Here is a 26,823-nt window from a genome sequence, read left to right as displayed (position 1 = left end):
ATATACACAACTACATATATCTATTTTTGTCTTTTGTCACTCTTTTATATAAAAAATACATAAAACTAATAAAAAATAGCTTATTCAGCTAAAATAACCGTTTTAGTTGGATATTATTCCCTAAAAATCTTATATTCTTCTTAAGAAAACCAATAAATAGATTTTTCATATTTCCCCCCCCTTTCCTTTCCCTGTAGTTTCGACAATAATGGCAATCACGGTGAAAGCAAAACATTATCAGAGGCAAACAACAGTGAAATTAGCAGTTTATGGAAAAGGTGGCATTGGTAAATCCACAACTAGCTGTAACATATCCGTCGCCCTAGCTAAACGCGGACAGAAAGTTCTGCAAATTGGTTGTGACCCCAAACACGACAGCACTTTCACCCTCACAGGTTTTTTGATTCCCACCATTATCGACACCCTCCAACAAAAAGACTACCACTACGAAGATGTTTGGCCAGAAGATGTAATTTATCCAGGCTATGGGGGTGTAGATTGCGTAGAAGCTGGCGGACCCCCTGCTGGCGCTGGTTGTGGTGGGTACGTGGTAGGAGAAACAGTAAAACTACTCAAAGAACTCAACGCTTTTGATGAGTATGACGTGATTTTGTTTGATGTCTTGGGTGACGTTGTTTGTGGTGGTTTTGCAGCCCCACTCAACTATGCTGACTACTGCTTGATTGTGACTGACAATGGCTTTGATGCCTTGTTTGCAGCCAATCGCATTGCTGCATCAGTACGGGAAAAAGCACGAACTCACCCCTTGCGTTTAGCTGGATTAATTGGTAACCGCACTTCTCAGCGGGACTTGATCGAGAAGTATGTGGAATCCGTTCCTATGCCAATTCTCGAAGTTTTACCCCTAATAGAAGACATCCGCATTTCCCGCGTCAAAGGTAAAACCTTGTTTGAAATGGCAGAACATGATCCCTCTCTGAGCTACGTTTGTGATTATTACCTCAACATCGCTGACCAAATTCTCGCACGTCCAGAAGGTGTTGTACCAAAAGATGCTCCAGATCGTGAACTGTTTTCTTTGTTGTCTGATTTTTATCTAAATCCGGGTAAACACCAAGTTACTAATGCTGAAGAACCACTAGACTTGATGATTGTATAAGATCATCAATATTTGGGATGAGGAAAAATATGGCTTTCTTCAATAGCTTTACCAATTCAATCAGACAAAAGTGGTTGCAATTCTTTCAGGCAAACCGTGAATGGCTGCTCCTACACATGAAGACAGATTCGGTTTACACCCCTGATGGCGGGAAGCGACCATCTTCATACCTCATCCTGGGGGTTGTCAACGCGCTAGAACCAAAATTGGCACAATTAATGTTGCCTTTCTCAAGGCTGAATTCTGATCCTGACACTTTGATCGAAGTCTTGGATTTGCATTTTGACCCAGATATTGCCCTTGGTAATCGTTTTATTCCTCCGGCAGAAACAGAAGAAACACCACTAGGACAAATAAATCCACAAGAGTCAGCAGTGACCCCGGATGACGGTTCTGAAGACGAAACTTTAACCATTCCCTATCCCAATAACTTTGAGATGGATTCTGATCTGGAAACTTCCGTAGTCAGCCGATCTGATGACTTTGGCGATCTTTCCCTGAATAACGATGATGATGATTTTGGTGATATTTCCTTTGATTCATCAACCGGGTCAGTGGAAAGCCTAGATGAGCAAATGCTGGATGACCTGAATGCACCAGACGAGAACGAGTTTAAGGATGTATTATCTGATGTCTGGAATCCTGAATCAGCCCAACAAAACCAAGAAACCAACGATTTGTTAGGGGAAGAACTGCCATCAGGGGTTTTTGATGAGTCGGAAATGTCCCGTCTCTTCCCCAACGCTTAATTTGTTGCTGTTCCTGTTGAATAGGGGAACTGCTAACTCAGATACTCAGGGGGAAACTTATCTCCCCCTTGTACCCTAAATTCACCCGCCATTAACTGCTACTACATATAAGGGGAGAAAAGTTTCAATGACTATCGCTCAACAACCGCAAGCCCTAAACTTTGAGTGTGAAACCGGAAATTACCACACCTTCTGCCCAATTAGCTGCGTAGCGTGGTTGTACCAAAAAATCGAAGATAGCTTCTTTTTGGTAATTGGTACTAAAACTTGTGGGTATTTCCTCCAAAACGCCATGGGAGTCATGATTTTTGCCGAACCTCGCTACGCAATGGCAGAATTGGAAGAAGGAGATATTTCCGCCCAGCTAAATGACTATGAAGAGTTAAAGCGGTTGTGTTTGCAAATTAAGCGCGATCGCAACCCCAGTGTAATTGTTTGGATTGGTACTTGCACCACAGAAATTATCAAAACTGATTTGGAAGGTTTAGCACCCAAATTAGAAGCAGAAATTGGTATACCCATTGTCGTCGCCCGCGCCAATGGTCTTGACTACGCCTTTACTCAAGGCGAAGATACTGTATTAGCAGCAATGGCTAATCGTTGTCCTGATCAACCACCAGCAGGAGAAACAGAAACAGACAAAACCAATGAGCGCAACCCCATTCACAAACTACTCAACTTTGGTAAAAAGAAAGAAGAAATCGTCCAAGAAGAATCCGAGTATCTAGATCATCCTCCCTTAGTTCTCTTCGGTTCTCTCCCCGATCCTGTCGTCACCCAGTTAACATTAGAATTAAAAAAACAAGGAATTAAAGTTTCTGGCTGGCTACCCGCCAAGCGCTTTACAGAATTGCCAGTCATTCAAGAAGGTTATTATGTAGCTGGTGTTAACCCCTTCCTCAGCCGCACCGCTACAACTTTAATGCGTCGCCGCAAGTGTAAATTAATTAGCGCACCCTTCCCCATTGGCCCAGATGGTACTCGCGCCTGGGTAGAAAAAATTTGCTCTGTATTTGGCATTACTCCTCAAGGTTTAGACGAGCGCGAAGCCCAAATTTGGGCAAGTTTAGAAGACTATATTCAATTAATTCGTGGCAAATCTGTATTTTTCATGGGTGATAACCTACTAGAAATCTCCCAAGCCCGGTTTTTAGTACGTTGTGGGATGACCGTTTACGAAGTCGGTATTCCCTACATGGATAAGCGCTATCAAGCTGCTGAATTAGCCCTGTTAGAAAAAACTTGTCAAGAAATGGGTGTACCCCTACCGACAATTGTCGAAAAGCCAGATAATTACAATCAAGTACAGCGCATTTATCAGTTAAAGCCAGATTTAGTCATTACCGGTATGGCTCATGCTAATCCCTTAGAAGCACGAGGGATAAATACTAAATGGTCTGTAGAATTTACCTTTGCTCAAATTCACGGTTTTACTAATGCCCGTGACCTGCTAGAATTAGTAACCCGTCCCCTACGTCGCAATAATAACTTAAAAGACTTAGGTTGGGATAAGTTGGTGCAGGAAGAAGCGAAAATTTAGTAATATGGGGCGGGGTGAATGATATTAACCCCGCCCTCCCTCATTCTGCCATCAGCGAGATTTTTTATACATCATCTGGTTGTAATGTGGTATCAGTAGCACCGGCTTCTAGCCGGTATTTAGACAAGCAAGATGCTTGTGTTACAGGGGATTGGCTTCGCCAGTGCCGTAGGCGATCGCAGAATCAATTCTACATTCTCAATTCTAAATTCCCCATTAATTAGGCTGGAGTTAGAAAACCAGTAGATAAAAGATAAGAAGCATAATTACTCAAAAGAGTAGCATCCAATGAAGGGCAAGAAATAGAGCTATTAGCCAAGGCTTTAAGAGTTTGTTGGCAACTAATGATAGGTCGTCGGGATTGTAAATACAAGTCTGGGATAGTGACCTGTTCTTCAGACCAACGCTGCAACAAAAAAGGACGTAACCTATACAAAGGATGATCAGGAGATGATAAATGTTGATTTAACTCTTCTTGCCACTGAGAATAAGAAACCAGTCGCACAGAATAACCTAGTTCTTGCACCCAACCAACTAAGTCTGACAAAGGAATGGGGTTAGGGTGTTGCAAATGGAAAGCCTTACCTAATGAATTCGTTTGTTGAGATAAATAAACTATAGCCTTACTCACATAGTTCACTGGCGACATATCCAAAAAATATTCTATTTCTGGGAAACACCTCATTTCCAAACAACCCTTTACCATAATATTGATAAAATCGTGAGAGTTAGAAACACCAGTTTGGCTGTCCCCTGCAATCAGTGGGGGGCGGTGAATAGTAACTGGTAAACCTCTAGAAGCAGCCAATTTAACCAATTTTTCCGCTACCCATTTAGTTTGAGAATAGCCCAGATGTATCCCTTCCCAGTGGTCAAAACTATCTTGCTCCTCTACCAATTGTCCCGCATAGGCACTGCTTTCAAACACAGCCACACTAGAAACATAATGAACAGGTTTGATTTTTACCTGACAAGCTAATCGCAAAATTTCCGCCGTACCCAAAACATTCGCCGGTTTTAAAGCCAAATAAGGATACACGTAATTAAGAAGTGCTGCACTGTGATAAATAACATCTATTTTTTCCGATAATTCCTCAAATTCAGTATTAGACAATCCTAATTGGGGGCGCGCTAAGTCTCCTGGAATAGCCATCAAACGTTTACTATAACTAGGTTCCCAAACATGATACTTAGTTAAATTTTGTTGCAGTTTATTAAAAGCCTCTTCTTCACTGCCTCCCCTCACCAGACAATGTACAAAACCATTAGTCTTAGCCAACAGTTCCTTGATCAGAAATGCCCCTAAAAAACCCGTACCACCAGTCAAGAAAATATGCTCAGGCGTGCTATTAGCCATCTTACAAGCATATTTTGGATCTATGGTGGGTTCTAGAGTTACCTCTTTAGCCAAGTCAATAATAGGAGTCAGTGGTGTTTCCTCTGCCAAACGTTGAGATAAAGACTTAATATTTGGGTAATGCCATAACAGCCCAGGGGATGGAGCGTAACCTATTTGTTTTTCTAGTTGGCTAATTAAAGTCATAGCTTGAGCCGAGTCTAGCCCGTAGTTTTCTAGACTTTCCTCTATGTCGATAGTTTGGGGGTCTGTATCCATCATTTGGGCTATGTGATTAATTAGCCAAGTTTGAATTTCTGTAGCGTTCATAGTCTGGAGTTCCTTTTGTAACTGATGTTTTTACGAGGTTCTGCGGTTAAAGATTTTGAGTCTTTGTAGTGTGGAGATTGTAGAGGTCGGTAGCTGAGTTTAAAAGGTAATCGGCTATGTCCACTACTCGGCGATTTTTTGGATCTGCTAAAGGAGTATTTTTCACAGAATTGTTAAAACTTCCCATAGCTGGACCACACCAAATTTGATAGTCCAGTTGTCGGGACGCGTGTCCGGCGATCGCCCACTGAGAAGACTGTCCCAAATAAGAACGGAATGTTAAAGACATTTTTAGTTTCGGGTTATTAAGAGCCTTACCCAATTTTTCAGGATTAGTTTTAGCCAAATAGTTAGCCGTAGCTTCCCACGCATCGGATAATTTCTGGTGAAAAACTTGCTGCTCTAGTTTTTCTCTTTCCTCCGGAGGGATTTCTTCCAACGAATTATAAGCCCGGTAAACCTCGTACAACTTATGAGATCGCATAGCAAACATAGTTCCCCGTTTTAGGACTTGCAGTTTTACCCCCATCTCAAACATATCCGCCGCCGGAGCCATAGCTACATCAGCCATATCAGCTTCCGCTAATAGTTTTTTAACAGCCTCGCTAGTTCCAGCCTCAACACAAGCTTGATTAATAGAACCAGTAACCACATAAGCAGCCCCCATCATAAAAGCTGCTAAAACAGCTTCAGGTGTACCGATTCCTCCTGCAGCACCAATTCTCACCAGAGAGGAATAATTAAATTGATCATTTAACTCATCCCTGAGAGAAATAATAGCGGGTAACAAACATATCAACGGGCGGTTGTCGGTATGTCCTCCAGAGTCCCCTTCCACCGTAATATCATCAGCCATGGGAACTTGTTCAGCTAACTTAGCTTGCTCTGGGGTTATTAGTCCTTGCTCCACCAGCCGTTTTATTAGACTACTAGGAGGGGGGCTGAGAAACTTCCTAGCTATTTCTGGGCGAGAAATCTTAGCAATGATTTTATGATTAACTTTTACCCTTCCATCACTTCCCAAACTTAAACCAGCTATTCTGTAATAAACTAAATTGATAGTTAAATCCAAAAAGGCTGACGCTTCAATTGTAGTAACTTGATTTTTTAAGTAAAGTTCCACCGTCTGCTTTTCTATTTCCGGGTGGTTAGGATTGTGGATCAAATTAAAAGCATAGGGTCCATTAGGTAACGCTTGTTGAATACGATTAATTGCCCTTTCTATTTCTAGTAAAGATAACCCCCCAGCGCCAAAACTACCTAACATTTGAGCCTTACCTAATGCAATCACCATTTCTGTAGATGTAATACCCCTAGCCATAGCACCCACCATATATGGACGAGCAACTTTATAAGCTGAAAGAAATAAAGGGTCTCCTAGTTTTTGAGTTAGAGAGCGAGTCGGAGTATAGAGAGTAGGTTTAATTACTATTTTTTCTCCCATTGGTTCCACCATTTTATTCTTTGCTAAACTAACTAACTGTTCCAAATGCTGCATTGGTTTGGAAAAATCATACAAAGAAGATAAATCCATAGGTACTTGATGACTAACTAATTTAGCTAGAGCCTTAAGGATAGATAAAAAGTCATCTGTTCCCCGGCGATTCACAGAAACGCTCAGATGTTCTTGATTTTGTAAAATTTTGTCAATCCAACGACAACAACTACTACCAGCCCCAGCTTCAATAAAAATCCTGGCTCCATAGCCGTACACTGTATTAACTAAACGAGGAAAATCCAAAGACTGACACAAAGCAGTTGCTATAGTCTGAGCGATCGCATGGCGTTCTAAAACAATTGGTTTATATTCCGCTGCACTGTAAAACCTAATACCAGGTAAAGAACGAGACGGTAAACTATTAAACTCAGCAATTTGGGAATGTTGAGATAAAGTAGGTGGACAGTGAATCACATGATCAAACGGAGCAATAAAAGCTGGACAGCCCAACTTATTAATGATTCTTTCACAAGCCCTCCTTTCTCCAGCAATTAATACCTCTTTGTGAGTGTTGATCTGAGTCAAATAAACTCGCTCTTCCCCCTCAACACATGAGCGTATGCGGTCAACATCAGCCATCAGCAGATAATTTACCCAAAAATCCCCTGGTAAATCATCTGTTTTCCAAAATTCCCTGACAGCTTGCTTTCTACCAGATAATTGATCACTAAACAACAGAGATGAATTTAAAATTTCACTCCCTGTAACAAAATCACTCCAAACCCCCTGAGCCACCATCATGCTAGTTTCCCCCAGGCTGTAACCAAACACAACTTCAGGGCGTATCTTAAATTTTTCCTCAAGAGTCTTCGTCAGATATCTAGCCACAGCTATTTCACTCTCAAACATAGCCAGCGGGTTGCTGAGTAACTTCTGTTCAAGTTTTTCTAAATCCTGGGGCGAAAGCTTCGATAAACTACGCGGGTAAATTAGCTGTTCTATTTGAGTAGCTCTATGGTACAGACCATTATCTTCTATATCTTGTAAAAGCTCAGGAAACAAACGGTGGATAGTGCGGGTGATATATAAGTAAGAATTGACAGCCGCCGGGTAAACATAAGCTAACTTACCAGATTTACCTAAAGCACAGGGAGTAAAATAACTCCCTTGGGGACTTTGCCAGGGAGTATTATTACTAAAAGCCTGCTTAATTCCCTCCTCAGCAGCCGTAATTTGCTTAACCAGAGATTCCTGATCAGAGCCGATAATCGCTAAAGTATAGGCTTTTTGATGGTTTTGAAACTTTGTAAAAACTTCAGCAGCAACCTTAGAAAGTTTCTCCCTAGTTATGAGAAGATCCCTGAAACATTGTAATTCCTGTAATAACTCCTTTTCGCTATCAGCCGTAAAAACAAAAAGTTGAATAGGGTATTGAGATAAATATCTATTATCCTCAGAAGTGCATGGCGTATTGGATCCTGATAAAATCACATAGCCACAAGTACTGTCAGTCGCCAGACTATTAATAGCCGCAAAACGTCTACCATTAGTATTTAAAAACCAAGGGCGAGATTCAGTAGCTACATAAAAAGGACTATTTTCCCATTGGGAAGGATTTTTCACCCCCGACCAGCCCGGTGTCGCTGGGATGTAACGGTGGTAGAGACACAGAGCAGTTTTAATCAAACTAGCCATACCGGAAGCAATATAAGTATGTCCGATATTAGCTTTAATACTACCAATAGCACAGTGTAAATTATTACTACCAGTGCCATAACTTTGTAAAATACTAGCAATTTCCGCCGTATCCTGACCAGGGATACCGCTCCCGTTAACCTCCAAATAACTAATATCCTCAGCAGAAATACTGGCACAATCAAAAGCCTTTTCACAGATTGTCGGGAAATTATCCCCAATAGCGATCGCATCCACAACCGCATAAACCCTCTGAGAGGCTGCAACACCTTCTTGACTTTGGAGAACTACCGCCCCGGCCCCTTCTCCCACCATCCAACCATTAACTTTTTCATCAAAACTCAGAGTATTAACACCCTGATTAATATCAGCCATCTGACTGTGGAGAAATACACTTTCTATTCCCCCAGCTAAATCTACCCCCCCCAAAACAACTGCTTCTACAGAACCAGAAGATAACAACAACTGAGCTACTTCCAACCCCCGCACAGTAGAGTTTTCCCCCGCAGTAATCGTGAAAGCAGGTCCAGTAAAGTCCCAAATTGCTGCAATTCTGCTAGCAGTTATATTACCTATATAACTGACATACTCTGGACATTCTACAGGATGATGAATACTATCTTTAAGTATCTTTTCTAGCTCTTCTAGTTGTGAAACAGACAAATTAACCTCATGTTCTGCCAGGAAATTTCTGAGTTTAGGCTTCATATTCCATCTTTCTGGCAACTCATGTACAGATAACTCAGTATCTGCACCAACAATTACTGCTACATTCATTCCTGGATGTAAACCAGCATCTTCTATCGCTCTGTGAGCTACCTTGAGCAATAATAATTGTTGGGGATTAAGTTGACTAATCGTATCCGGAGGGATTTTAAAAGCTAAAGGGTCAATAGAAAAATCCTTGATATAAGCTCCCCTCGGAGCAGAAATAGATTCACCTAACCAACGTTTTTCTGGTAAAGGTATAAAATGTTGAAGTCCATTATAAACAGTACGTTCAAATTCATCTAGTCCATCACAACCACCAAATAAAGCATCCATTCCCGTAATCGCTAACTTAACCGGTGTCAAAACAGTCTCATTTATCCTATTGGGATTTTGTTCTATCACCAAATGAGAATTGTTACCACCGAAACCAAAAGCACTAATAGCAGCCTGTTTAACTGGATTAGTCCAAGCAGTCATTTTAGTAACCACCTGCTCACTTAAAGGGCATTCAATATTAACAGTAGGGGGAATAACTCCCGCTTTCATCCCCAGCAACACCTTCGTTAAACCAACCATTCCCGCAGCAGTCAAGAGGTGTCCTGTATTCGCCTTAGCAGAACCAATCAAAGGAAAAGGCTGGAAAAAATCACTAATAGTTTTAAGTTCAGTTTTATCACCTAGTAAAGTTCCAGTAGCGTGACATTCTAAGTAATCTATAGACGAAGGACTTATTTTAGCCTCTTGATATGCTCTTTCATAAGCTAGAAGTTGACCTTTCGGGTTCGGAACCAGAAGACCCTTACCCTTACCATCATTCGACAAACCAACACCAGTAATTACACCCCAAATCTCATCTTCATCGCGTAGTGCATCCTCATATCTTTTCAACATCACCATCCCCACCCCATCTCCCGGTATAAGACCAGGGGAACTTTGATTTAACGGGCGAGTAAGATGATTAGGCGAAAGACCCCGGACCCCAGCGAATAACATCCGAACAAAAAGAGCATCAGCAGCACTCACCGCCCCAGCCAACATTAAATCAGCCTTACCAGCAGTTAAATAATGGGATGCAAGCTTAATGGCATAAAAAGCCGAAGAGCAAGCCGCATCTAAACAAAAATGGATATTAGACAGACCAAGAGCTTGAGCAATTACAGCAGCAGGTAGACTAGAAATAAAGCCATTACTGGGGTTATAATACCTGTCAGGAGTTTGATCAGCAATGGAAGAAATTTTTTCTAAGACAGGAGTCAGTGATTTTTGATATAAAGGGGAAAATAATCCTTGAGACAATTGGGTAGGGAAAGAAAGGTTACCAAGAATAACTCCACAACGGCGTAAAACCTCCGGTTCCTCCTTGTAACCACTGTTATTAATAGCCTCCTTAGCAGCATACAAAGACCATTGAAAGGTTTTGTCCAAACCACCCAAGACCTCAACAGGTAGTTTATATTCCTCTGGGCAGAACTCAAAGTTACGGATATATCCACCTTGAAGAGAATAAGTCTGATCTAGGTTCGGGTGATCCGGTTGACAGAAAAACGATGAATCAAATTCAACTTCTGCTTTACTGGCTTGATTAATAGAAATTCTTTCATTAATCAAGTTTTGCCAAAATTGCTCAGGATTATGAGCATCAGGGAATAAACAAGATAAACCAATAATCGCTATATGGCTCATAATGAAAAGAACAAAAAAATAAGTTAATTTGCCAGTTTATGTGGTTTTTTGTCTCCAGGTCACAAAAACTATCAGGATTTTTTGCCCAGGTGAAGTGTATAATTAGGGCAGAGTACCTGTACTACAAAGTTTTATGACACAAATACGAGATATGAGAGAAATTAGTTAGACCAGATGACAGCGTGGGCGTTGAGGAGTTCACAGTAAACCCTTCCTGCTTCATCGTGGATAATAAAATCCGCTACAGCACTGCTAGAATTGTTCGATTGAATATGACAGGTCACATAAAAAGGGCTGTCAATAGGTGTGGGGGAATATTGGGAATATTTTTCTACTTTTCCCGGTAAACAGCCTTTCTGATAAAAATGTTGAGTCCATATCCATAAGGCGTGCATACTCAAGTCAGTAGTATAGGGATTAACTTGTCTAATCGGGAACTGACCTTGTTTTTGAGGTGTTATCGAACTCCATAAACATTCTGTAGTGATTTTTTGAGTAGTAATATTCACTACTCTTTGCACCTGCTGAAAGCATGGACCATGAAACAAACTAGCCTTTCCGTTTTGGTAAAAATCTTGTTTAGTAATTGTGATGATTTCATCTGGTTGTAGATTGATATCAGGATGAATGGGAGCAAGAGGGATGTGGATGTGTAAATTAACCCGTGCGCTAAAGTGGTAATAGGTTTTACCTGTAGATGTTTGGCTGTATATCTTCGTATTAAGAGTGATTTCCTCTTGACTTTTCCTTACCTCAGTGATTTCTAGGGTGTATGGTGGCAATTCATTCTGGTTGAAAACAATACCCTTTAGTACCTTAAAATCAGTGTAGTTAAGGAGTTGATAACCGGGATATAATTCTTCACAGGTGTTAATAATCCAAGACATGGCACAAGTCGCTGGTAAAACCGGTGTACCTGCAATGGTATGGTCATAAAGAAAAGGGTTAGCAGAAAGTTCCAGATGTCGGTAAATATGATATGTACGTAATTCAGGAGAAATCGGTGGCGGTGGGACAATTAATGGTGTACCAATAACTACTTGTGTATTGTTATAGTGGCAGGGTTGGAGTTCATTAATAAACATTCTTGTACCAACCTCCACAGGAATAATATCTATTTGACGGTCCGCCAGAGCTTTCTTGATTTGCGGCGACACCATCCCACTATCCCAGGGACCCCAATTAATAGCTGTAGTTTGACATTGGGGATACTTTTGTCTAATTAAATGAGCAGTTTTGTTGAGGATTTCATTAGCGATCGCATAATCAGCTTGACCCACATTCCCATAAAATCCAGTCACCGACGAAAACAAGATCAAATGTTTTAACTGTTTTAGTTCAATAGAAGCTAGCAAGTTTTCTAAACCCTGAACCTTAGCTTGATAAACCTTTTCAAAATCCTGAGATGTTTTCTTTTCAATTCTCTTATCAGCCAAAACACCCGCTCCGTGAATAACTCCAGTAATGCTTTTTAGCCGGGGGATGATTTTTTGGAACTGGTCAAAATTAGTAATGTCAACACTAATATATTCTGCTGACCCACCCGATGCAGCAATAGCCGTTAAAGTTTGGTGAATTTCGCGACTAGAAACAATTTGATTGTATATTTGAGCCACCTTTTGGGGTGTAGGCTTTTGGTTTTCCTTCACTAAATTATCCATGATAGCCCGTTTTAAAAGTGCTTCTTCATAACAATCCTGCAAATTTTCAACAATAGAATAGAAATCTTCTAACGGATATTGAGAACGTCCCAATAAAATAAATTTACATTGATAAATCTCAGCTAATTTAATCACACATTGGGCGGTAATTCCCTTTCCTCCTCCAGTAACGACAAAACAAGAAGATGAACTAATATCAGTTAAATTCATGATAAAACTCACAAAAAAATAGAACGTGGAACCTAGAACCTAGAACCTAGAACCTCGAATTAATCCTGCAATCGCCAGCGATAAATCCCCCGCAGGTAACACAAGCATCCTGCTTGTCAGAACCTAGAATTAATCCTGCAATCGCCAGCGATAAATCCCCCGCAGGTAACACAAGCATCCTGCTTGTCAGAACCTAGAACCTAGAACCTCGAATTACACCAAGCCGCTGTTAATGCGATTTCCACACCCCCGATAACTCCTCCCCTTCTTGTTTAGCTCCCTTAGCAGTTAGTTAAACAAACCAGTTTTTTGGTTTGGTTTGTTTCTCCTACCCCTCTAATACCGCCTGTAAAGTAACCCGACCATAAGCACCATAAGCAACTTCCCTAATCTGCTGATTACAGTCATGAACCTCAGCCATAATATGTTTAACTACCGTTTCAACATCAAAAGTAGGATCTAAGTCTAAAGACCGAGCCAAACACCCTGGCCATTCCCATTGCAAAGTTTTGGTAAGTCCAAATAAACCCCCACTGATAACTGAATAGTTAAACCGATAATCTAAACCAAAAGCTCCATCTAAACGGTGAACAGTTAAAAAGCTGTGGCGGTAATCAAAAACTCGTGACTGGAAGAATGGCTGTAAATGTTTAGCTATTAAGAAAATGTGCTTGACTATCGCTTTCTCCCGTGGTGGGAATGCCGGAATTTCCGAAGAAGTAAAACTAGGGTGGAGGTGAATAAATCCAGCGATGTTACCGAAGTGATGGGCGATCGCTTGTAGTTTGTGTTGAAGTAATTCCTCACTCATATCCCCTAAAACTACTCGGTTGACCTTCGGGGGTAAAGGGTTCTGACTGGGGACTATTTCCTGGGGGAAGTTTAAAATTACTACCCTTTCCCCCTTATTAGTTAAAGTCTCTGCTAGTTTAGTTGTTACTGGTGAACCGTCATCAGTAATTAGGTAGATTTGTCCTGATGGAAGACTAATGTGTAATTGATCAGGTGGGGGCAGAAAATGCAGCCTAGCGGGACGACGACTGATATTGTCAATTATTTGGACAGGCTGGATACTAGGACTGGATTGATTGGAGTTTTTTTTTCTGGCGTAGTTAAGGTTTGTAGGTATGTTACTATTTGCTCAATAGTGCGGAGTTCTGCTAACTCTTCTAAATTAGGTTGGGGTAAGTCTGGGTACTGTTCTTGCAAAGCTCCTAGTATTTCCACTCTTTTGATGGAATCTATCCCTAGATCAGCTTCTATGTCCATGTCCGTTTCCAACATCTCCACTGGATAACCGGTTTTATCACTGGTTATATTTAGTAGAGTTTGGGTGAGGTCGGGGTAGATAATAGGGTTGTTTTCTTTGGGGACTGGGTTGTTTTCTTTGGGGACTAGGTTGTTTTCTTTGGGGACTGGGTTGTTTTCTTTGGGGACTGGGTTAAAAATAGAAGTCTGTAGGTATGTTGCTATTTGCTCAATGGTGCGGAGTTCTGCTAATTGCTCTAAGTTAGGTTGGGGTAAGTCTGGGTACTGTTCTTGTAAAGCTCCTAGTATTTCCACTCTTTTGATGGAATCTATCCCTAGATCAGCTTCTATGTCCATGTCGGTTTCTAACATCTCCACTGGATAACCAGTTTTATCACTGGTAATATTTAGTAGAGTTTGGGTGAGGTCAGATACATTGATTTGTGGTTCTACAACTGGTTCTACTGCTGGTTCTACAACTGGTTCTACAACTAGTTCTACAACTGGTTCTACTGCTGGTTCTACAACTGGTTCTACAACTGGTTCTACAACTGGTTCTACAACTGGTTCTACAACTGGAATTACTCCAGAAGAAATTACATCACTGTACTTTTGTTTCAGTAATTGAGAAAATTTTTGACTCTGTTCTAGTTGTTTTTGTAAACAATCCTGTTGAATGCGTAACATTTCTTGCTGTTGAGAGTGAAACTCTACCATCAAATTAATTTCTTGTGGAGACAGAGATTTAGTTTCTTCCTGCATAGCTTTAGGTGTAATTTCAACTTGTGGAGATGGATACTTGCTTTCTTCCTGCATAGCTTTAGGTGTAATTTCAACTTGTGGAGACGGATATTTGCTTTCTTGCTGCATAGCTTTAGGTGTAATTTCAACTTCAGAAGAACAAGAACTTAATTCACTAGGGCGGGAGGTGTGGTTAACACCATTCAGACGCACGGTGAGGGGTGTAGTGGGTGCTAGTGATTGATTTGGTTGTGTTTGTAGTGGGTCTATGTTTTGTAGAGGTACTCCCAAAACTTGTAACTGTACTGCTGCTTGTCGGAGAGTGCGATCGCTATCTTTAAGAGGTCCAGAATTTAAAGCAATAGTATAATGTGGGCGGTCTCCCAGAATTTCTTTAACCAAATTAGTTAATATACTCCGGGGTCCAAACTCCACAAAACAGCGACCGCCAGCTGCGTAGATATTTGAAATCTGTTGTTTAAACAGTACTGCGCTAGCCAAATGACTGGCTAAAATTTCTTGGATTTTGGCTGGGTTGGTGGGGTATGGTTGACTTGTTACATTGGTGTATACAGGTATTTCCGGGGGGTGAAATTGAATTGATTTAGTAGCGATGGCGAAGGATTTTTGAGCAAAGGCGATTAATTGAGTATGGAAAGCTGCTGCTACTGGTAACAGAATGGCTGTACAATTTTGACTTTGTAGGGTTTGCTGTATTTGTTTAATGTCAGAACTAGGTCCGGCTAGAACGATTTGGTTTGGAGAATTAAAGTTAGCGATCGTAATTTGAGGATAAGCGCGTAATACTGCTGCAACTTTACCTTCTGTTTCCCGCACAGCCAACATACTACCTGAGTCATGGTGTGGGTCTTGGGGCGCAGCCATAGCTTGACCTCTAGACTTGATCAAAAATAAGTAATCAGGTTCTGTGATTACACCGGCTGCCCATAAAGCGGTTAATTCTCCAAAACTGTGACCAGCCACAAAATCTGTTTTAAATCCGGCTTTTTGAAATATCTTATATAACCCAGCGCTAAAGACTCCAATAGCTGGTTGGGCGTACTCTGTCCGTTGTAGTGTAGCTAGTTGCTGCTTTTTATTAATTTCATCAAAAGCCGAGGGAGGGAAAACAACTTGTGACAAGGGGAGTAGGTTATCTTGTAGCAGCAAGCTATCCATAGTCTCATATAGAGAGCTTACCCAAGGGAAATTAATAGTTATTTCTCTCCCCATGTGTAAATATTGAGACCCCTGTCCCGGAAAGAGAGAAACTATTTTTCCTTCTAGTTCTAGCCCAGAAGAACGGTAATATATACCCTGGGGCAGTTCCCAAGCAGACGGGGAGGGGTTGTCTCTTAGTTTAGTGATAATTTTTTCAATTAATTGGCTAGCTTCTTTAAAATCCTGAGCCACAAAACCAACTCTTGCAGCTTTACCAGGTATTTCCAGGTTTTGGCATTCTTCAACCAAATAGTTATAGTGACTAACTCCTCTTTCAGACTGCCACTGTTCTAAAATCTGCTCACACTTAGTCAACAATTGGGTAGGGTTATCAGCAAATATGAGTACAATTTGGGGGGTAATATGCAAGCGTTGCTTGATTTGGGGCTCTTTTTGGTACTCTTCCAAAACTACATGAAAATTAGTACCACCAAACCCAAAGGAACTAACTCCTGCTCTTCTTGGTGTTTCTTTCCCGGTTTTAATCCAAGGTCTAGTTTCTGTATTTAGGTAAAAAGCTGAATCATTGATATTTAGCTTAGGGTTGGGTTGAGAAATGTTAATAGTGGGCGGAAGAACTTTGTGGTGTAGCGCAAGAGCGGTTTTAATTAAGCTTGCTGCTCCGGCTGCTGCTTTGGTATGTCCAATTTGGGATTTAACAGTACCCAATGCTATTTGTTGTTTTTTTGTTTTATACTGACCAAAGTATGTTTGTAAAGAAGCAAATTCTGTGGGGTCTCCAGCCATAGTCCCTGTCCCGTGAGCTTCTATCAGTTCTACCGTGGCTGGGGAAACGCCCGCGTCTTCATAAGCTCTTTGGAGTGCTTTGATTTGTCCTTCTTTTCGAGGGGCGTAAATACTTTTATAACGCCCATCACTAGATGTACCAATGCCTTTAATTACCGCATAAATTTTATCTCGGTCTTTTTCGGCATCTTCTAGGCGTTTAAGAACTAGCATACAGATACCTTCTCCAAGTAACATTCCGTCTGACTCAGCGTCAAAGGCTTTTACGCTCTCACTGGGGGAGACGGCGGGGGTTTTGCTGAAGGATATGTAAGCCATGATGGTGTTATCGGTATCTACTCCCCCTGTTAACATCATGTCGGCGCGATATTCTGTTAGTTCACTAATGGCCATTTTTAGGGCTGCTAGGGAACTGGCGCAGGCTGCGTCTACTACGCAATTAGTCCCTCCCAGGTCTAGTCGGTTGGCTATTCTTCCTGCTACTACGTTGGCTAGCATTCCTGGGAAAGCGTTTTCATCCCATTCTACGTAGGCGCTTTTGATTTTGGCGATGATTTTTTGAGTGTCTTCTTCGGAAATACCGCTACTTCTCAAGGCTTTTTCCCATACCGGATATTCTAGCCGGGCTGACAGGGGTATCCCTAGTTGTTTAGCCATGGCTACCCCTAGGATTACTCCTGTTTTTTCTCGGTTAAATTCTCGGTGTTGACCATATCCAGCGTCTTCCATGGCTTCTTTGGCAATTACTAAGCTGAGGAGTTGGGATATGTCTGTGACTTTTAGGATACTAGGGGGTATACCAAATTCCATCGGGTTAAAGTTGATTTCTGGGATAAATCCTCCTCTTTTGCAGTAGGTTTTATCGGGGGTTTTTGGGTTGGGGTCGTAATAATCTTTTATGTTCCAATGTGTGGGGGGGACTTCGGTGATACAGTCAACTTTATTAATTATGTTTTGCCAGTATTCTTGTAGGTTTTTGGCTTGGGGTACGAGGGAAGCCATACCGACAATGGCGATGGGATTTTGTTGTAACTTTTTATTAATTTGGTTCATTGACATTGGTTTTTCCTGGTGTGATTTTTTTTGTTCTATTGACCTAATCAAAGTTTTCTCTACACTGTTGATTAGGCTCTCTAACTCTGACAAAGCCGTATCTATTGCATCAGCAGGCATAGGGGGTATACTGTTCTTAGGTACTAATTGTTGAGGCAACACAAGAGGATACTTACTGTTTTGATTACGCAAGGATGACAGCAAGAATGAGTGATTTTACCATGGGTTAGATGCCAAGTATGATTATGTTGGCGGTATTGATGCGGTCTGACCCACTTTAGTTATGTGCCAAGTTTGTAAGTGCTGAAATCTTTTTTTTCTCAGCCTAGTGTGAGTATGTAGCCTAATTGTAGCCATGCCATGGCTAGTTTCAGCTTCTACAATAATTCATTTTAAACAATTTGGCTGGGGAAAGTTTGACAAGTTGGTTACATAAAAAAATATTACTCTTGATGGCGGATTGATGGAGTTTTATCAAGCACAAATCACGCCTTGATGAGGTGATGTTCATGCGGTTTGGTTTGGTTCATTAAAATGAATGAATTACTTAGCCGTCTTCAAAGGTTTTAATTAATAAAAATAATAGCATGGTTCACAGAAACTAAATCATTGGTTTAAGGGATTTTTATAAAAAAACTTTCTTGTTGTCGGTGACAATTGGGCAGAGGTAAATACTGGTGAGTATAGTTAACAACTAAATCAATGGCTAGCTATGGCGCTGGGTGGCTGTAAAAGCCTGGATTTATATATCAGTAAGTATGTGGCTGGAAGGAATAAAGCATCAAATCAACACAAATGGCAATGACAAAATTATCTTAGGGATTTTTCAGCATAACATCATAATCAATAAAAAAATAAAATTAACTACAGAAACCTATGTTGAGAGAATAGTGCATAATCAACATAAGTTTATTGACAAGAGCCAGATTTTTTGCAATACTTATGGCAGGCTTAATCAAGTTTTATTGTACATTTAAAGATTTAGCTTTTGTGACCAGCTATATTGTATTTTACAATACTTGATTAGTAGTCAAAGTAGGATAAAAGTAAGAAAGATTTGAAGTAACGCCAGCATTAAATTTGCATTGCAATCTAGTAATTTAGTGCGGATGTACAGGCTTACAACGATTTATACAGAAACTAATTAGACCTGTCAACAAGAGTGAAGGTAAAGGGTTGATGGGAATGGTTATTAAGGCTTTCTCCTGGTATAGTACAATTGGAATAAAAATATGGCAGCAAACAAAAAACGCCTGTTACTTACACCGCCCCTGGGTCGGTGGCGGATAGTTTTAGCGGCTTCTATTACTTTAGTTGGCGCATTGGCGGCTATTTATAGCTTTTCACCACATTTATTTAAGGAGAAAGCAACAAGCTCTCCTAAGAATTTACCCGCCAGTACAGCCCCGGTAAAACTTACGGTGACAGCCTTGGGACGTTTGCAACCGGAAGGCGAAGTAACTAATTTGTCTGCGCCCAATTCCGTTAATGGTGTGCGGGTGGAAAGAACTTTAGTTAAGGAAGGAGAAGAAGTTACAGATGGACAGATATTAGCATATTTGGAAAATTATCATCGCTCTACAGCTGCTCTGCAACAAGCTTTAGATAAACTGCAAGTAGCCCAAGCTAAACTAGCACAAGTTAAGTCTGGGGCTAAACGGGGAGATATTGTTGCTCAAAAAGCAGCGATCGCTCGTTTAGAGTCAGAATTAAAAGGGGAAGTCATAGGACAAAAAGCTACTATCAACCGTATCCAAGCAGAACTAAATAACGCCCAAACTGAAAACAATAGATATCAGCAGTTATACAAACAAGGTGCTGTTTCTGCTTCTGTGGCTGATGGTAAAGCTTTACAACTCAAGACTGTACAACAGCAATTCCAAGAAGCTAAGGCTGGTCTCAACAGAACCCAGAATACACTCCAAGACCAACTACAAGAAGCTAAAGCCAAACTGAATAGTATTAGTGAGGTACGTAGTGTTGATGTGGTATTAGCACAAGCTGAGGTTAGGAGTGCTTTAACTGCTATTAAACAAGCACAAGCAGATCAAGAATTAACTTATCTCAAATCTCCTATAGATGGTCAAATTTTAAAAATTCACGCTAAAACCGGAGAAGTAATTAACAGCAATGGATTTGCTGAGATTGGTAAAATCTCTCAAATGTATGTAGTTGCTGAAGTTTATCAAACGGACATTCAAAAAGTAAAAGTAGGTCAAAAAGCCACTATTACTAGTAATGCTTTTGCTGGAAAAATTAAAGGAACTGTTGGTGAAATTGGTTGGCGAGTTGACAGACAAAGCATATTTAGTCTTAATCCCACAGCAGATACAGACCGGAGAATAGTTGAGGTAAGAATTAGCATTGATGACCCCGCCGATAGTCACAAAGTAGCCCGTTTAACTAACTTACAAGTAGATGTGGCTATTCAAATTTAATGTTTTTGCATACTACATAAAATGGTATTAAACCATGAAATTAAAAATTCCTTTAGCGTGGCTACAGTTAGCCCAGCAAAAAGTGAGGTTTTTGGTGGCTGTGGCGGGAATTGCTTTTATTGTGCTGCTGACATTTATCCAGCTTGGCTTTCAAGATGCTCTTTATTCTAGCGCTACTGCACTGCATCAAAATCTCCAGGGTGATTTATTTTTAGTGAGTTCCCAATATAAATCTTTAACTGCAACTCAAAGTTTTTCCCGCAGTCGTTTATACCAAACCTTAGCTTTTGATGGTGTAAAGTCAGTTAGTCCCATATACTTGCAGTTTGCTAAGTTGAAAAATCCTGAGACCGGAGAAAAATATTCTATCTATGTCATTGGTTTTGACCCGGGAAAGTCTGTAGTTAGTATACCCGGAGTTGGGGACAATTTGGATAAGTTGAAAATCCCTGATATTGTTCTGTTTGACCGAAATTCTCGCCCGGAGTTTGGACCTATTGCTAGTAATTTTGATGCTGGAAATACTCAACAGACAATTGAAATATTCCCTTTCGATGCTCCCATTGGTTATAGAGTGAGGGTGGGTGGACTATTTAGCTTGGGTCCTTCTTTTGGTGTAGATGGTAATTTAATCGTCAGTGATTCAATTTTTCTCAGAATCAATCCTAATACTCGTCCAGCAGATATGATTGATGTGGGTACTATTACTCTAACTGCTGAAGCCAACTCAAAGAAAGTTTTGCAGCAATTAACAGCAAGTTTACCGAATGATGTCCAGATTTTTACTCGTCAGGGGTTTATTGATTTTGAGAAGCGATATTGGTCAATGAGAACACCCATCGGGTTTATACTTAAGCTGATGCTGACTATGGCTTCTGTGGTTGGTGTGGTGATTGTTTATCAAATTCTTTACAGTAATATTGCTAACCAATTGATTGCTTACGCAACTTTAAAAGCCATTGGATATGCTAATGGATATCTATTAAATGTTGTTTTTCAACAAGCATTAATTCTGGCTTTATTGGGTTATGTTCCAGGATTTATCTTTTCTATTGGCTTATATAGTTTTGCCATGCAGTCAACTAATTTACCAATCATGATGACTACTAATAATGCGCTCATTGTTTTAGTTTCAGCAGTTTTGATGTGTGTAACTTCTGGGGCGCTAGCTATTAATAAATTGCGTTCCGCAGACCCGGCGGATATTTTCTAAGTCAATACAGTAGCTATAGTATCCCAAACGCTGTATATCAACTGTCCATACTCATCACCCATATTTCTATGAACTTGCAAAATAAGACTATCTTAATCACTGGTATTGATGAATTTATCGGTTGGCGTGGCGCAGAATTAGCTCTAGCCCAGGGAATGAAGGTTAGGGGGCTAGGAAATTCCAATGATGTGAATAAAGCAGCGCCAAATTTGGGTATTGAGATTATTAATGGTAGCATTACTGATGCTGGCATTGCTCAAAAAGCTTGTCAGGGTGTGGATATGGTGTTACATACAGCCCAAATTGCTGAAGAAGCCGGCGCAATTAAGGAGTTTCGCGCAGTTAATGTTGGCGGTGCTGTTAACATGGCTAAGGCTGCTAAAGATGCTGGTGTAAAAACTTTTGTCCATCTTTCCAGTGTCATGGTATACGGCTTTAATTATGTTAATGGTATTGCAGAATCTGGGACTCTCTCCGGTGAAAATAATCCCTATTGTCAAAGTAAAATAGAGGCGGAAAGGGAACTTTTACCCCTAAATTCACCCCCAGATTTTGGTGTAATTATTATTCGTGCAGGGGATATTTACGGACCGGGAAGTATTCCCTGGGTGGTGCGCCCAATCACCATGATGCGCCAAAAATTATTTGCTTATGCTAATGATGGTCAAGGGGTGATGAACCATGTATATGTAGATAATTTGATTGATGCTGTGTTTTTGGCTATGGAGAAGCAAAGATTTGGCGAAATATTTAATATTACTGATGGTGAAAAAACTTCTTGGAAGGAATATTTTACCCAGTTAGCAGCCATGGCGGGTTTGGCTGCGCCTATGTCTTTACCGAAGGATGAAATGAAGTTATTTCTCAAGCTGCGAGCCCAAGGACAAAAACTTTTTCGTAAAAAATCTGATATCCTCCCAGAGTCTGTGGACTTTATGAGTCGTCCTCATGCTTATTCCATTGCTAAAGCACTGAGTTTATTAGATTATCAACCCAAGGTTGATTTAGAACATGGTTTACGATTAACACAAGAATGGCTGGAAAAAAATGATATTTGAAATCTAGGTTTGTAGGTTTATATGAGCCATAATCTGCCTAAGTTAAGTATTGGTTTGCCTGTATACAATGGCGAAAGATTTATCAAAGCGGCTCTGGATTCACTATTAGCTCAAACTTTTACGGACTTTGAGTTAATTATCTCAGATAACGCTTCAACAGATCAGACTGAGGAAATTTGTCGGGGTTATGCAGCTATGGATAAACGAATTCGTTACCACCGCAATCATTCTAATATCGGGTGTTCTCGTAATTTCCATAGTGTTTTTAAATTGTCTGTAGGCCAGTACTTTAAATGGGCGGCTTATGATGATTTACACGCCCCAGATTTTTTGAGTAAATGTGTGGCAGTGCTGGATAATAATCCCACAGTGGTATTATGTCATTCTCATGTATATTTGATTGATGAAAATGGCGATTTTTTGCACAACTACAATATTAAGCTTAACACTGATGCACCGCAACCTTATGAGCGTTTTTACGAGTTGCTGAGTAAGCATCTCTGCTATCAAATGTATGGGGTGATGCGTGCAGATGTGCTAAGAAAAGTACCACCTATGGGTAGTTATGGTACTGCGGACGGAATTTTATTGTTGCGAGTTGGTTTACTCGGTGAGTTTTATGAAATTCCCGAATATCTATTTTTTGCTAGAAGCCATAGCCAACAGTCTATGAGTATGTTTTTTCCCAACTATCACTTATTGGCTAAGAACCCACAGGCAGACACTTCTAACATTTTACCTGATTTTTATGCTTATACAGTTTGGTTTGATTCTGCTAATAAAGGCAAACTATTATTTCCCCATTGGAGAATACTTTGGGAATATATGGTTTCTATATGGCTGTTTAAACTGAGTTTGTATCAGCGTTTGCGTTGTCATGTCAGTATTTATCTGCGTTTGCGCGGGACAGAGTATTTATTGCTTCAAGATATACTCAAAGCTGCTCAAACTATCTGGGAAGGTTGGCAAAATACCTACATTTCTAGAAATAAACCCTAACTCATCAACTCAAATCATGTTATCAATCAATCGTTTTAGTTGCTTACTGCTAACTAGTTTATTGGCTCTTAGTTTTGGGAGGGCGGTTAACGCCAAGTCTACTGCTACACTAACAGTTGTGGTTAATGGTATCAGTAACCAAAAGGGGATGATCTGTATGGGGGTTTACTCTCGCTCTCAGGGATTTCCCATGAATACTAAGGATGTGACTACAAGTGCTTGTGTTAAGGCTAAAGGTGGTAGTTTAACTCATACTTTTTCTGGTTTACTACCGGGAAATTATGCAGTGGCCATAATAGACGACCAAAATGGCGATCGCAGGTTAAATACAGATTTTCTCGGTATACCCAAGGAAGGTTTTGGTATTTCCAAAAATCCTACTGTTTCCATGGTGACTGGTGCGCCAAAGTTTTATGATGCTAGTTTTTTGTTACTGTCTCATCAAAATACCACAATTAATATTTTGATGAAATACTCCCTTGATTCATAAAAGCAGGTCGTCGCCAATAGCTATGACATAAGACACCGGAAAATGAATTTTCCCGGAGACTATATATGCAAGAGTTGACGATATTTATAACTCAGTCTTTGCTGGGTTGGCTGAGTATTCAGATGTGTTTAACCCTGGTTTTTCTGTTATGTGTTCGTGGTGGGGAGTTCAGTCCCACGGAAGAATTATTGAAGGATGACCAGTTACCTAAAACCGCAGTAATTCTTTGTCTACGAGGTGCTGATCCTTATTTGCCCAATTGCATAGAGGGGTTATTAAGTCAAAATTATCCACAGTACGATTTAAAAGTAATTGTTGATAGTCAACAAGACCCTGCTTGGCAAATCGTCACCGACATCATTAAAGCACAAAATGCCCACCATGTCCAACTCAGCTTTCTCAGAAATATACGACACAACTGTAGTCTTAAATGCAGTTGTCTGTTACAGGCTGTTTCTGAGTTGGATGATTCTTACCAAGCTATCGCTTTAGTGGATAGCGATACAATTGTTCATAACAATTGGCTAAGAGAATTAATTATTCCTTTGGCTAACCCCCAAGTGGGGGTGACCAGTGGTAACCGTTGGTATGTACCCAGTGATAAATATTGGGGTTCTTTGGTGCGGTATATAGGTAATATATCTACTGTGGTGCAAATGTATCTTTTCCAAGTTCCTTGGGGTGGGAGTTTGGCTATGAAAACAGAGGTACTGCACCACACAGAGTTATTAACTCAGTGGGGACAGGCTTTAGGGGAGGATTTTATCATGCACAAAATCCTTAAAAAACATAAGCTGCGGGTTAAATTTGTACCGTCATTAATCATGTTGAATCGGGAAGAGTGCGATTTATTTGCTTTAATAGAATCTCTCCAGCGCTTGTTTTTGTATTCTCGGTTTTACCATCCTCAATGGTGGGCTATAGTTGGTGATGTGATCTCTAGTATTTTGTTTCCTTTTCTGGCAATAGTTTTATTACTGTTGTCCTTGTTGGATACACGATGGGATTTAGCAACTGTTTTGTTAGCTACCTATAGTATTTATACTGTGGGTTTACTTTTAATAACCCTGATCTTAGAGTTAGGTATCAGTCCCACAATTCGCTCTCAAGGTCAACCAATTACTAAGTTATCGCTGAAGATTATTAGTAAAATTTTCATTGCTATTCCCTTAACTCAGTGGATATATGGTTTAGCTTTTTTCTCTTCTCTTTGGAGTTCCACTGTGCGATGGCGGGGTATTGTTTATCGTGTGCAAAGTCCTGGGAATGTCCGCTTAGTGGAATACCACCCTTATGATTTTTTGGATCAACCTATTGATAGCAAAATTTCTCTTTGAGCTTAGTTGAAATAAAATACATCTATTTACTAAAGTGATGAACAAACAACCTCTTCGCATTGCTCTATTTACCGGATTATATGCCCCTTTTTTAACTGGTGTTTCAGTGGCGGTACATCAACGGGTGCGTTGGTTGCTAGAACAAGGGCATTATGTCTTTCTTGTCCACCCTGGAATTAATAATAAATATGCTCAAAATGTTAGTAAACGTCCTATGCAAGGGTTAGAAGAGTTACAAGGTTTTCCTAACTTTTCTGCCTATGCTTTCCCTACTCAGCCACTGATTTTTTATAAGTCTTTACCCCAACCATTACACTATCGTTATTGGAGTGATACTAAACTTTTAGAAAAATTCTGCCCTGATATTGTGGTGGTGGAAGAAGCGCCGCAAATGCGCGGTTTTTATTCTATGTTTTTGCAAGGTTATGGACGCTCTGTTGGTGTTGATTATGCTAAAAAAACAAGCACGCCTATTGTTTCGGTTTTTCACACTGATATAGTGGCTTATATCCAATACTATTTAGGAAATTGGGTATTTAATTTAATGCGTCCTATTATTCCTTTTTTGGTTGGGCGCTTTACTCAAAGTTACGATGTTAATTTATTTCCTTCTCGAGAACAACTGTTAAAATATCAAAAGTTGAATTGTCAACGGGGGGAATACTTACCTTATCAGGGAATTGATTGTCATAAATTTCATCCCCAAAATATTATTTATAACCCTATTCCTGATGATCATCGACCAACTATTTTATTTGTAGGACGCATTACAGCAGAAAAAAATGTCACTCAATTAATAGATATGTTTCCGTTTATTGCTGCGGAAATTCCTGATGTCCATTTAGTTATTGTTGGTAGTGGACCATTAGATGAAGAATTGCGTCGGCGATCGCAAAAGTTTCCATCTGGTATTACCATCTGGGGAGAGTCTCACGGTGAAGAACTGTTGGGTTGGTTTGCTCGTGCGGATGTATTTGTTAACCCTTCTGTGACAGAAAATTTCTGCACTACCAATAACGAAGCTCTGGCTTCCGGTACTCCCGTAGTGGCTGTGGTTGCGCCCTCAACTTCTGAGCAGGTTTTTCCTGGTTACAATGGCTTTTTGGCTGAACCCAATAACCCAAGGGATTTTGCGGAAAAAGTTGTAGCTATTTTAGCAAATTTTTCTTTAAAAACTGCCATGGCTAAACAAGCCCGTCCTTCTATCCTCAAATATGACTGGTCAGCTTGTACAGAAAAGTTTGAGGCGAAGCTTTATCAATTAGTTCAAGCTGGTGAGGGCTTACGTATTTAGAAGGTATTAGTTTATATAACTGTAGCGGGCAAGATGCCCGCACTACATATGTTTATAATGATTCTGGTGAATATTTAGCCGGGGAAATATATTTTTTACTATTTTTACTAATTGGCGCTGCAATAATGGTAAACTCTTGTTGCAGGATACAACACTTTTGATTTTATCAGGACTTACGCAACTGGCACAGGCGATCGCTAGAATATAGTATTATTGTACTATAATAAATAACATAACTGGCACAATCAGTCTCGGTGCGGCGGAGGCGTCGCACCGAGACTAAACTCCAGTAAAAAGCCAATTTTGCAATTATTAAAATATATTTTTAATCGCCAAGACCATAAATAATAAAAATCCGATGATTCCTGATATGGTAAAATAATCAATACCATGAATTATCAATTCTGATTTAATATGAAATTTACGAAATTAGATTATTGCCAATATTTGCTAAGTAGCCAAATCAACTATACTATTACTAACTTGGCAGAGCATTTAGAAAATATTAGTC

The 26,823-nt window shown here is 40.2% G+C and carries 16 protein-coding genes; 11 read left to right on the top strand and 5 right to left on the bottom strand.

Translation table 11 applies throughout. The annotated features are described in order from the left end of the window. Nucleotides 1-253: 253 nt before the first annotated feature. From bchL to NWP17_RS05160, 4 genes are all read left to right on the top strand, one after another. Nucleotides 254-1,120 carry a ferredoxin:protochlorophyllide reductase (ATP-dependent) iron-sulfur ATP-binding protein gene (gene bchL / locus NWP17_RS05175; protein ID WP_280653847.1) on the top strand — a complete coding sequence of 289 codons (867 nt, stop codon included), beginning with the start codon at nt 254-256 and terminating at the stop codon, nt 1,118-1,120. Nucleotides 1,121-1,149: 29 nt separating this feature from the next. Beyond that, complete coding sequence (locus NWP17_RS05170; protein ID WP_280653846.1) at nt 1,150-1,869, top strand: DUF5331 domain-containing protein; 720 nt, start codon at nt 1,150-1,152, stop codon at nt 1,867-1,869. 127 nt (nt 1,870-1,996) lie between these two features. Next, nucleotides 1,997-3,409, top strand: a complete 1,413-nt coding sequence (locus tag NWP17_RS05165; protein WP_280653845.1) for a ferredoxin:protochlorophyllide reductase (ATP-dependent) subunit N — start codon at nt 1,997-1,999, stop codon at nt 3,407-3,409. 14 nt (nt 3,410-3,423) lie between these two features. Next, a complete protein-coding gene (locus tag NWP17_RS05160) occupies nt 3,424-3,633 on the top strand; it encodes a hypothetical protein (protein ID WP_280653844.1) in 210 nt (69 codons plus the stop codon). Here the strand turns inward: NWP17_RS05160 and NWP17_RS05155 are convergent. The 5 genes from NWP17_RS05155 to NWP17_RS05140 all read right to left on the bottom strand — a co-directional run bounded on the left by NWP17_RS05155 (nt 3,630) and on the right by NWP17_RS05140 (nt 17,603). After that, entirely contained in the window at nt 3,630-5,075 is a 1,446-nt protein-coding gene (locus NWP17_RS05155) for a thioester reductase domain-containing protein (RefSeq protein WP_280653843.1), read from the bottom strand. The genes NWP17_RS05160 and NWP17_RS05155 overlap by 4 nt on opposite strands. A gap of 46 nt (nt 5,076-5,121) precedes the next feature. After that, on the bottom strand, nt 5,122-10,602 hold the full coding sequence (locus NWP17_RS05150) for a PfaD family polyunsaturated fatty acid/polyketide biosynthesis protein (protein ID WP_280653842.1): 5,481 nt from the start codon (nt 10,600-10,602) through the stop codon (nt 5,122-5,124). A 161-nt stretch (nt 10,603-10,763) separates the two neighbouring features. Beyond that, nucleotides 10,764-12,476, bottom strand: coding sequence for an SDR family NAD(P)-dependent oxidoreductase (locus NWP17_RS05145; protein WP_425332648.1), 1,713 nt, complete (start codon nt 12,474-12,476; stop codon nt 10,764-10,766). A 325-nt stretch (nt 12,477-12,801) separates the two neighbouring features. Then, nucleotides 12,802-13,284, bottom strand: a complete 483-nt coding sequence (locus NWP17_RS17580; RefSeq protein WP_425332646.1) for a hypothetical protein — start codon at nt 13,282-13,284, stop codon at nt 12,802-12,804. 242 nt (nt 13,285-13,526) lie between these two features. Next, the gene (locus tag NWP17_RS05140) at nt 13,527-17,603 is read right to left on the bottom strand and encodes a beta-ketoacyl synthase N-terminal-like domain-containing protein (RefSeq protein WP_425332645.1); all 4,077 of its coding nucleotides are present in this window, start codon (nt 17,601-17,603) and stop codon (nt 13,527-13,529) included. Nucleotides 17,604-18,715: 1,112 nt separating this feature from the next. Here NWP17_RS05140 and NWP17_RS05135 point away from each other — a divergent pair. From NWP17_RS05135 to NWP17_RS05105, 7 genes are all read left to right on the top strand, one after another. Then, nucleotides 18,716-19,921 carry an ABC exporter membrane fusion protein gene (locus tag NWP17_RS05135; RefSeq protein WP_280653840.1) on the top strand — a complete coding sequence of 402 codons (1,206 nt, stop codon included), beginning with the start codon at nt 18,716-18,718 and terminating at the stop codon, nt 19,919-19,921. A 34-nt stretch (nt 19,922-19,955) separates the two neighbouring features. After that, entirely contained in the window at nt 19,956-21,134 is a 1,179-nt protein-coding gene (gene devC / locus NWP17_RS05130) for an ABC transporter permease DevC (protein WP_280653839.1), read from the top strand. A gap of 68 nt (nt 21,135-21,202) precedes the next feature. Beyond that, on the top strand, nt 21,203-22,192 hold the full coding sequence (locus NWP17_RS05125; RefSeq protein WP_280653838.1) for an NAD-dependent epimerase/dehydratase family protein: 990 nt from the start codon (nt 21,203-21,205) through the stop codon (nt 22,190-22,192). A gap of 21 nt (nt 22,193-22,213) precedes the next feature. Beyond that, the gene (locus tag NWP17_RS05120) at nt 22,214-23,191 is read left to right on the top strand and encodes a glycosyltransferase family 2 protein (RefSeq protein ID WP_280653837.1); all 978 of its coding nucleotides are present in this window, start codon (nt 22,214-22,216) and stop codon (nt 23,189-23,191) included. Between the two features lie 16 nt (nt 23,192-23,207). Continuing rightward, complete coding sequence (locus NWP17_RS05115; protein ID WP_280653836.1) at nt 23,208-23,681, top strand: DUF2141 domain-containing protein; 474 nt, start codon at nt 23,208-23,210, stop codon at nt 23,679-23,681. Between the two features lie 65 nt (nt 23,682-23,746). Then, entirely contained in the window at nt 23,747-25,018 is a 1,272-nt protein-coding gene (locus tag NWP17_RS05110) for a glycosyltransferase family 2 protein (RefSeq protein ID WP_280653835.1), read from the top strand. 37 nt (nt 25,019-25,055) lie between these two features. Further along, the gene (locus tag NWP17_RS05105) at nt 25,056-26,312 is read left to right on the top strand and encodes a glycosyltransferase (RefSeq protein ID WP_280653834.1); all 1,257 of its coding nucleotides are present in this window, start codon (nt 25,056-25,058) and stop codon (nt 26,310-26,312) included. Nucleotides 26,313-26,823 lie beyond the last annotated feature (511 nt).

The organism is Chrysosporum bergii ANA360D, from assembly GCF_029891735.1.
Taxonomy (GTDB): Bacteria; Cyanobacteriota; Cyanobacteriia; order Cyanobacteriales; family Nostocaceae; genus Umezakia; species Umezakia bergii.
This window is presented reverse-complemented; position numbering and strand designations above follow the sequence as displayed.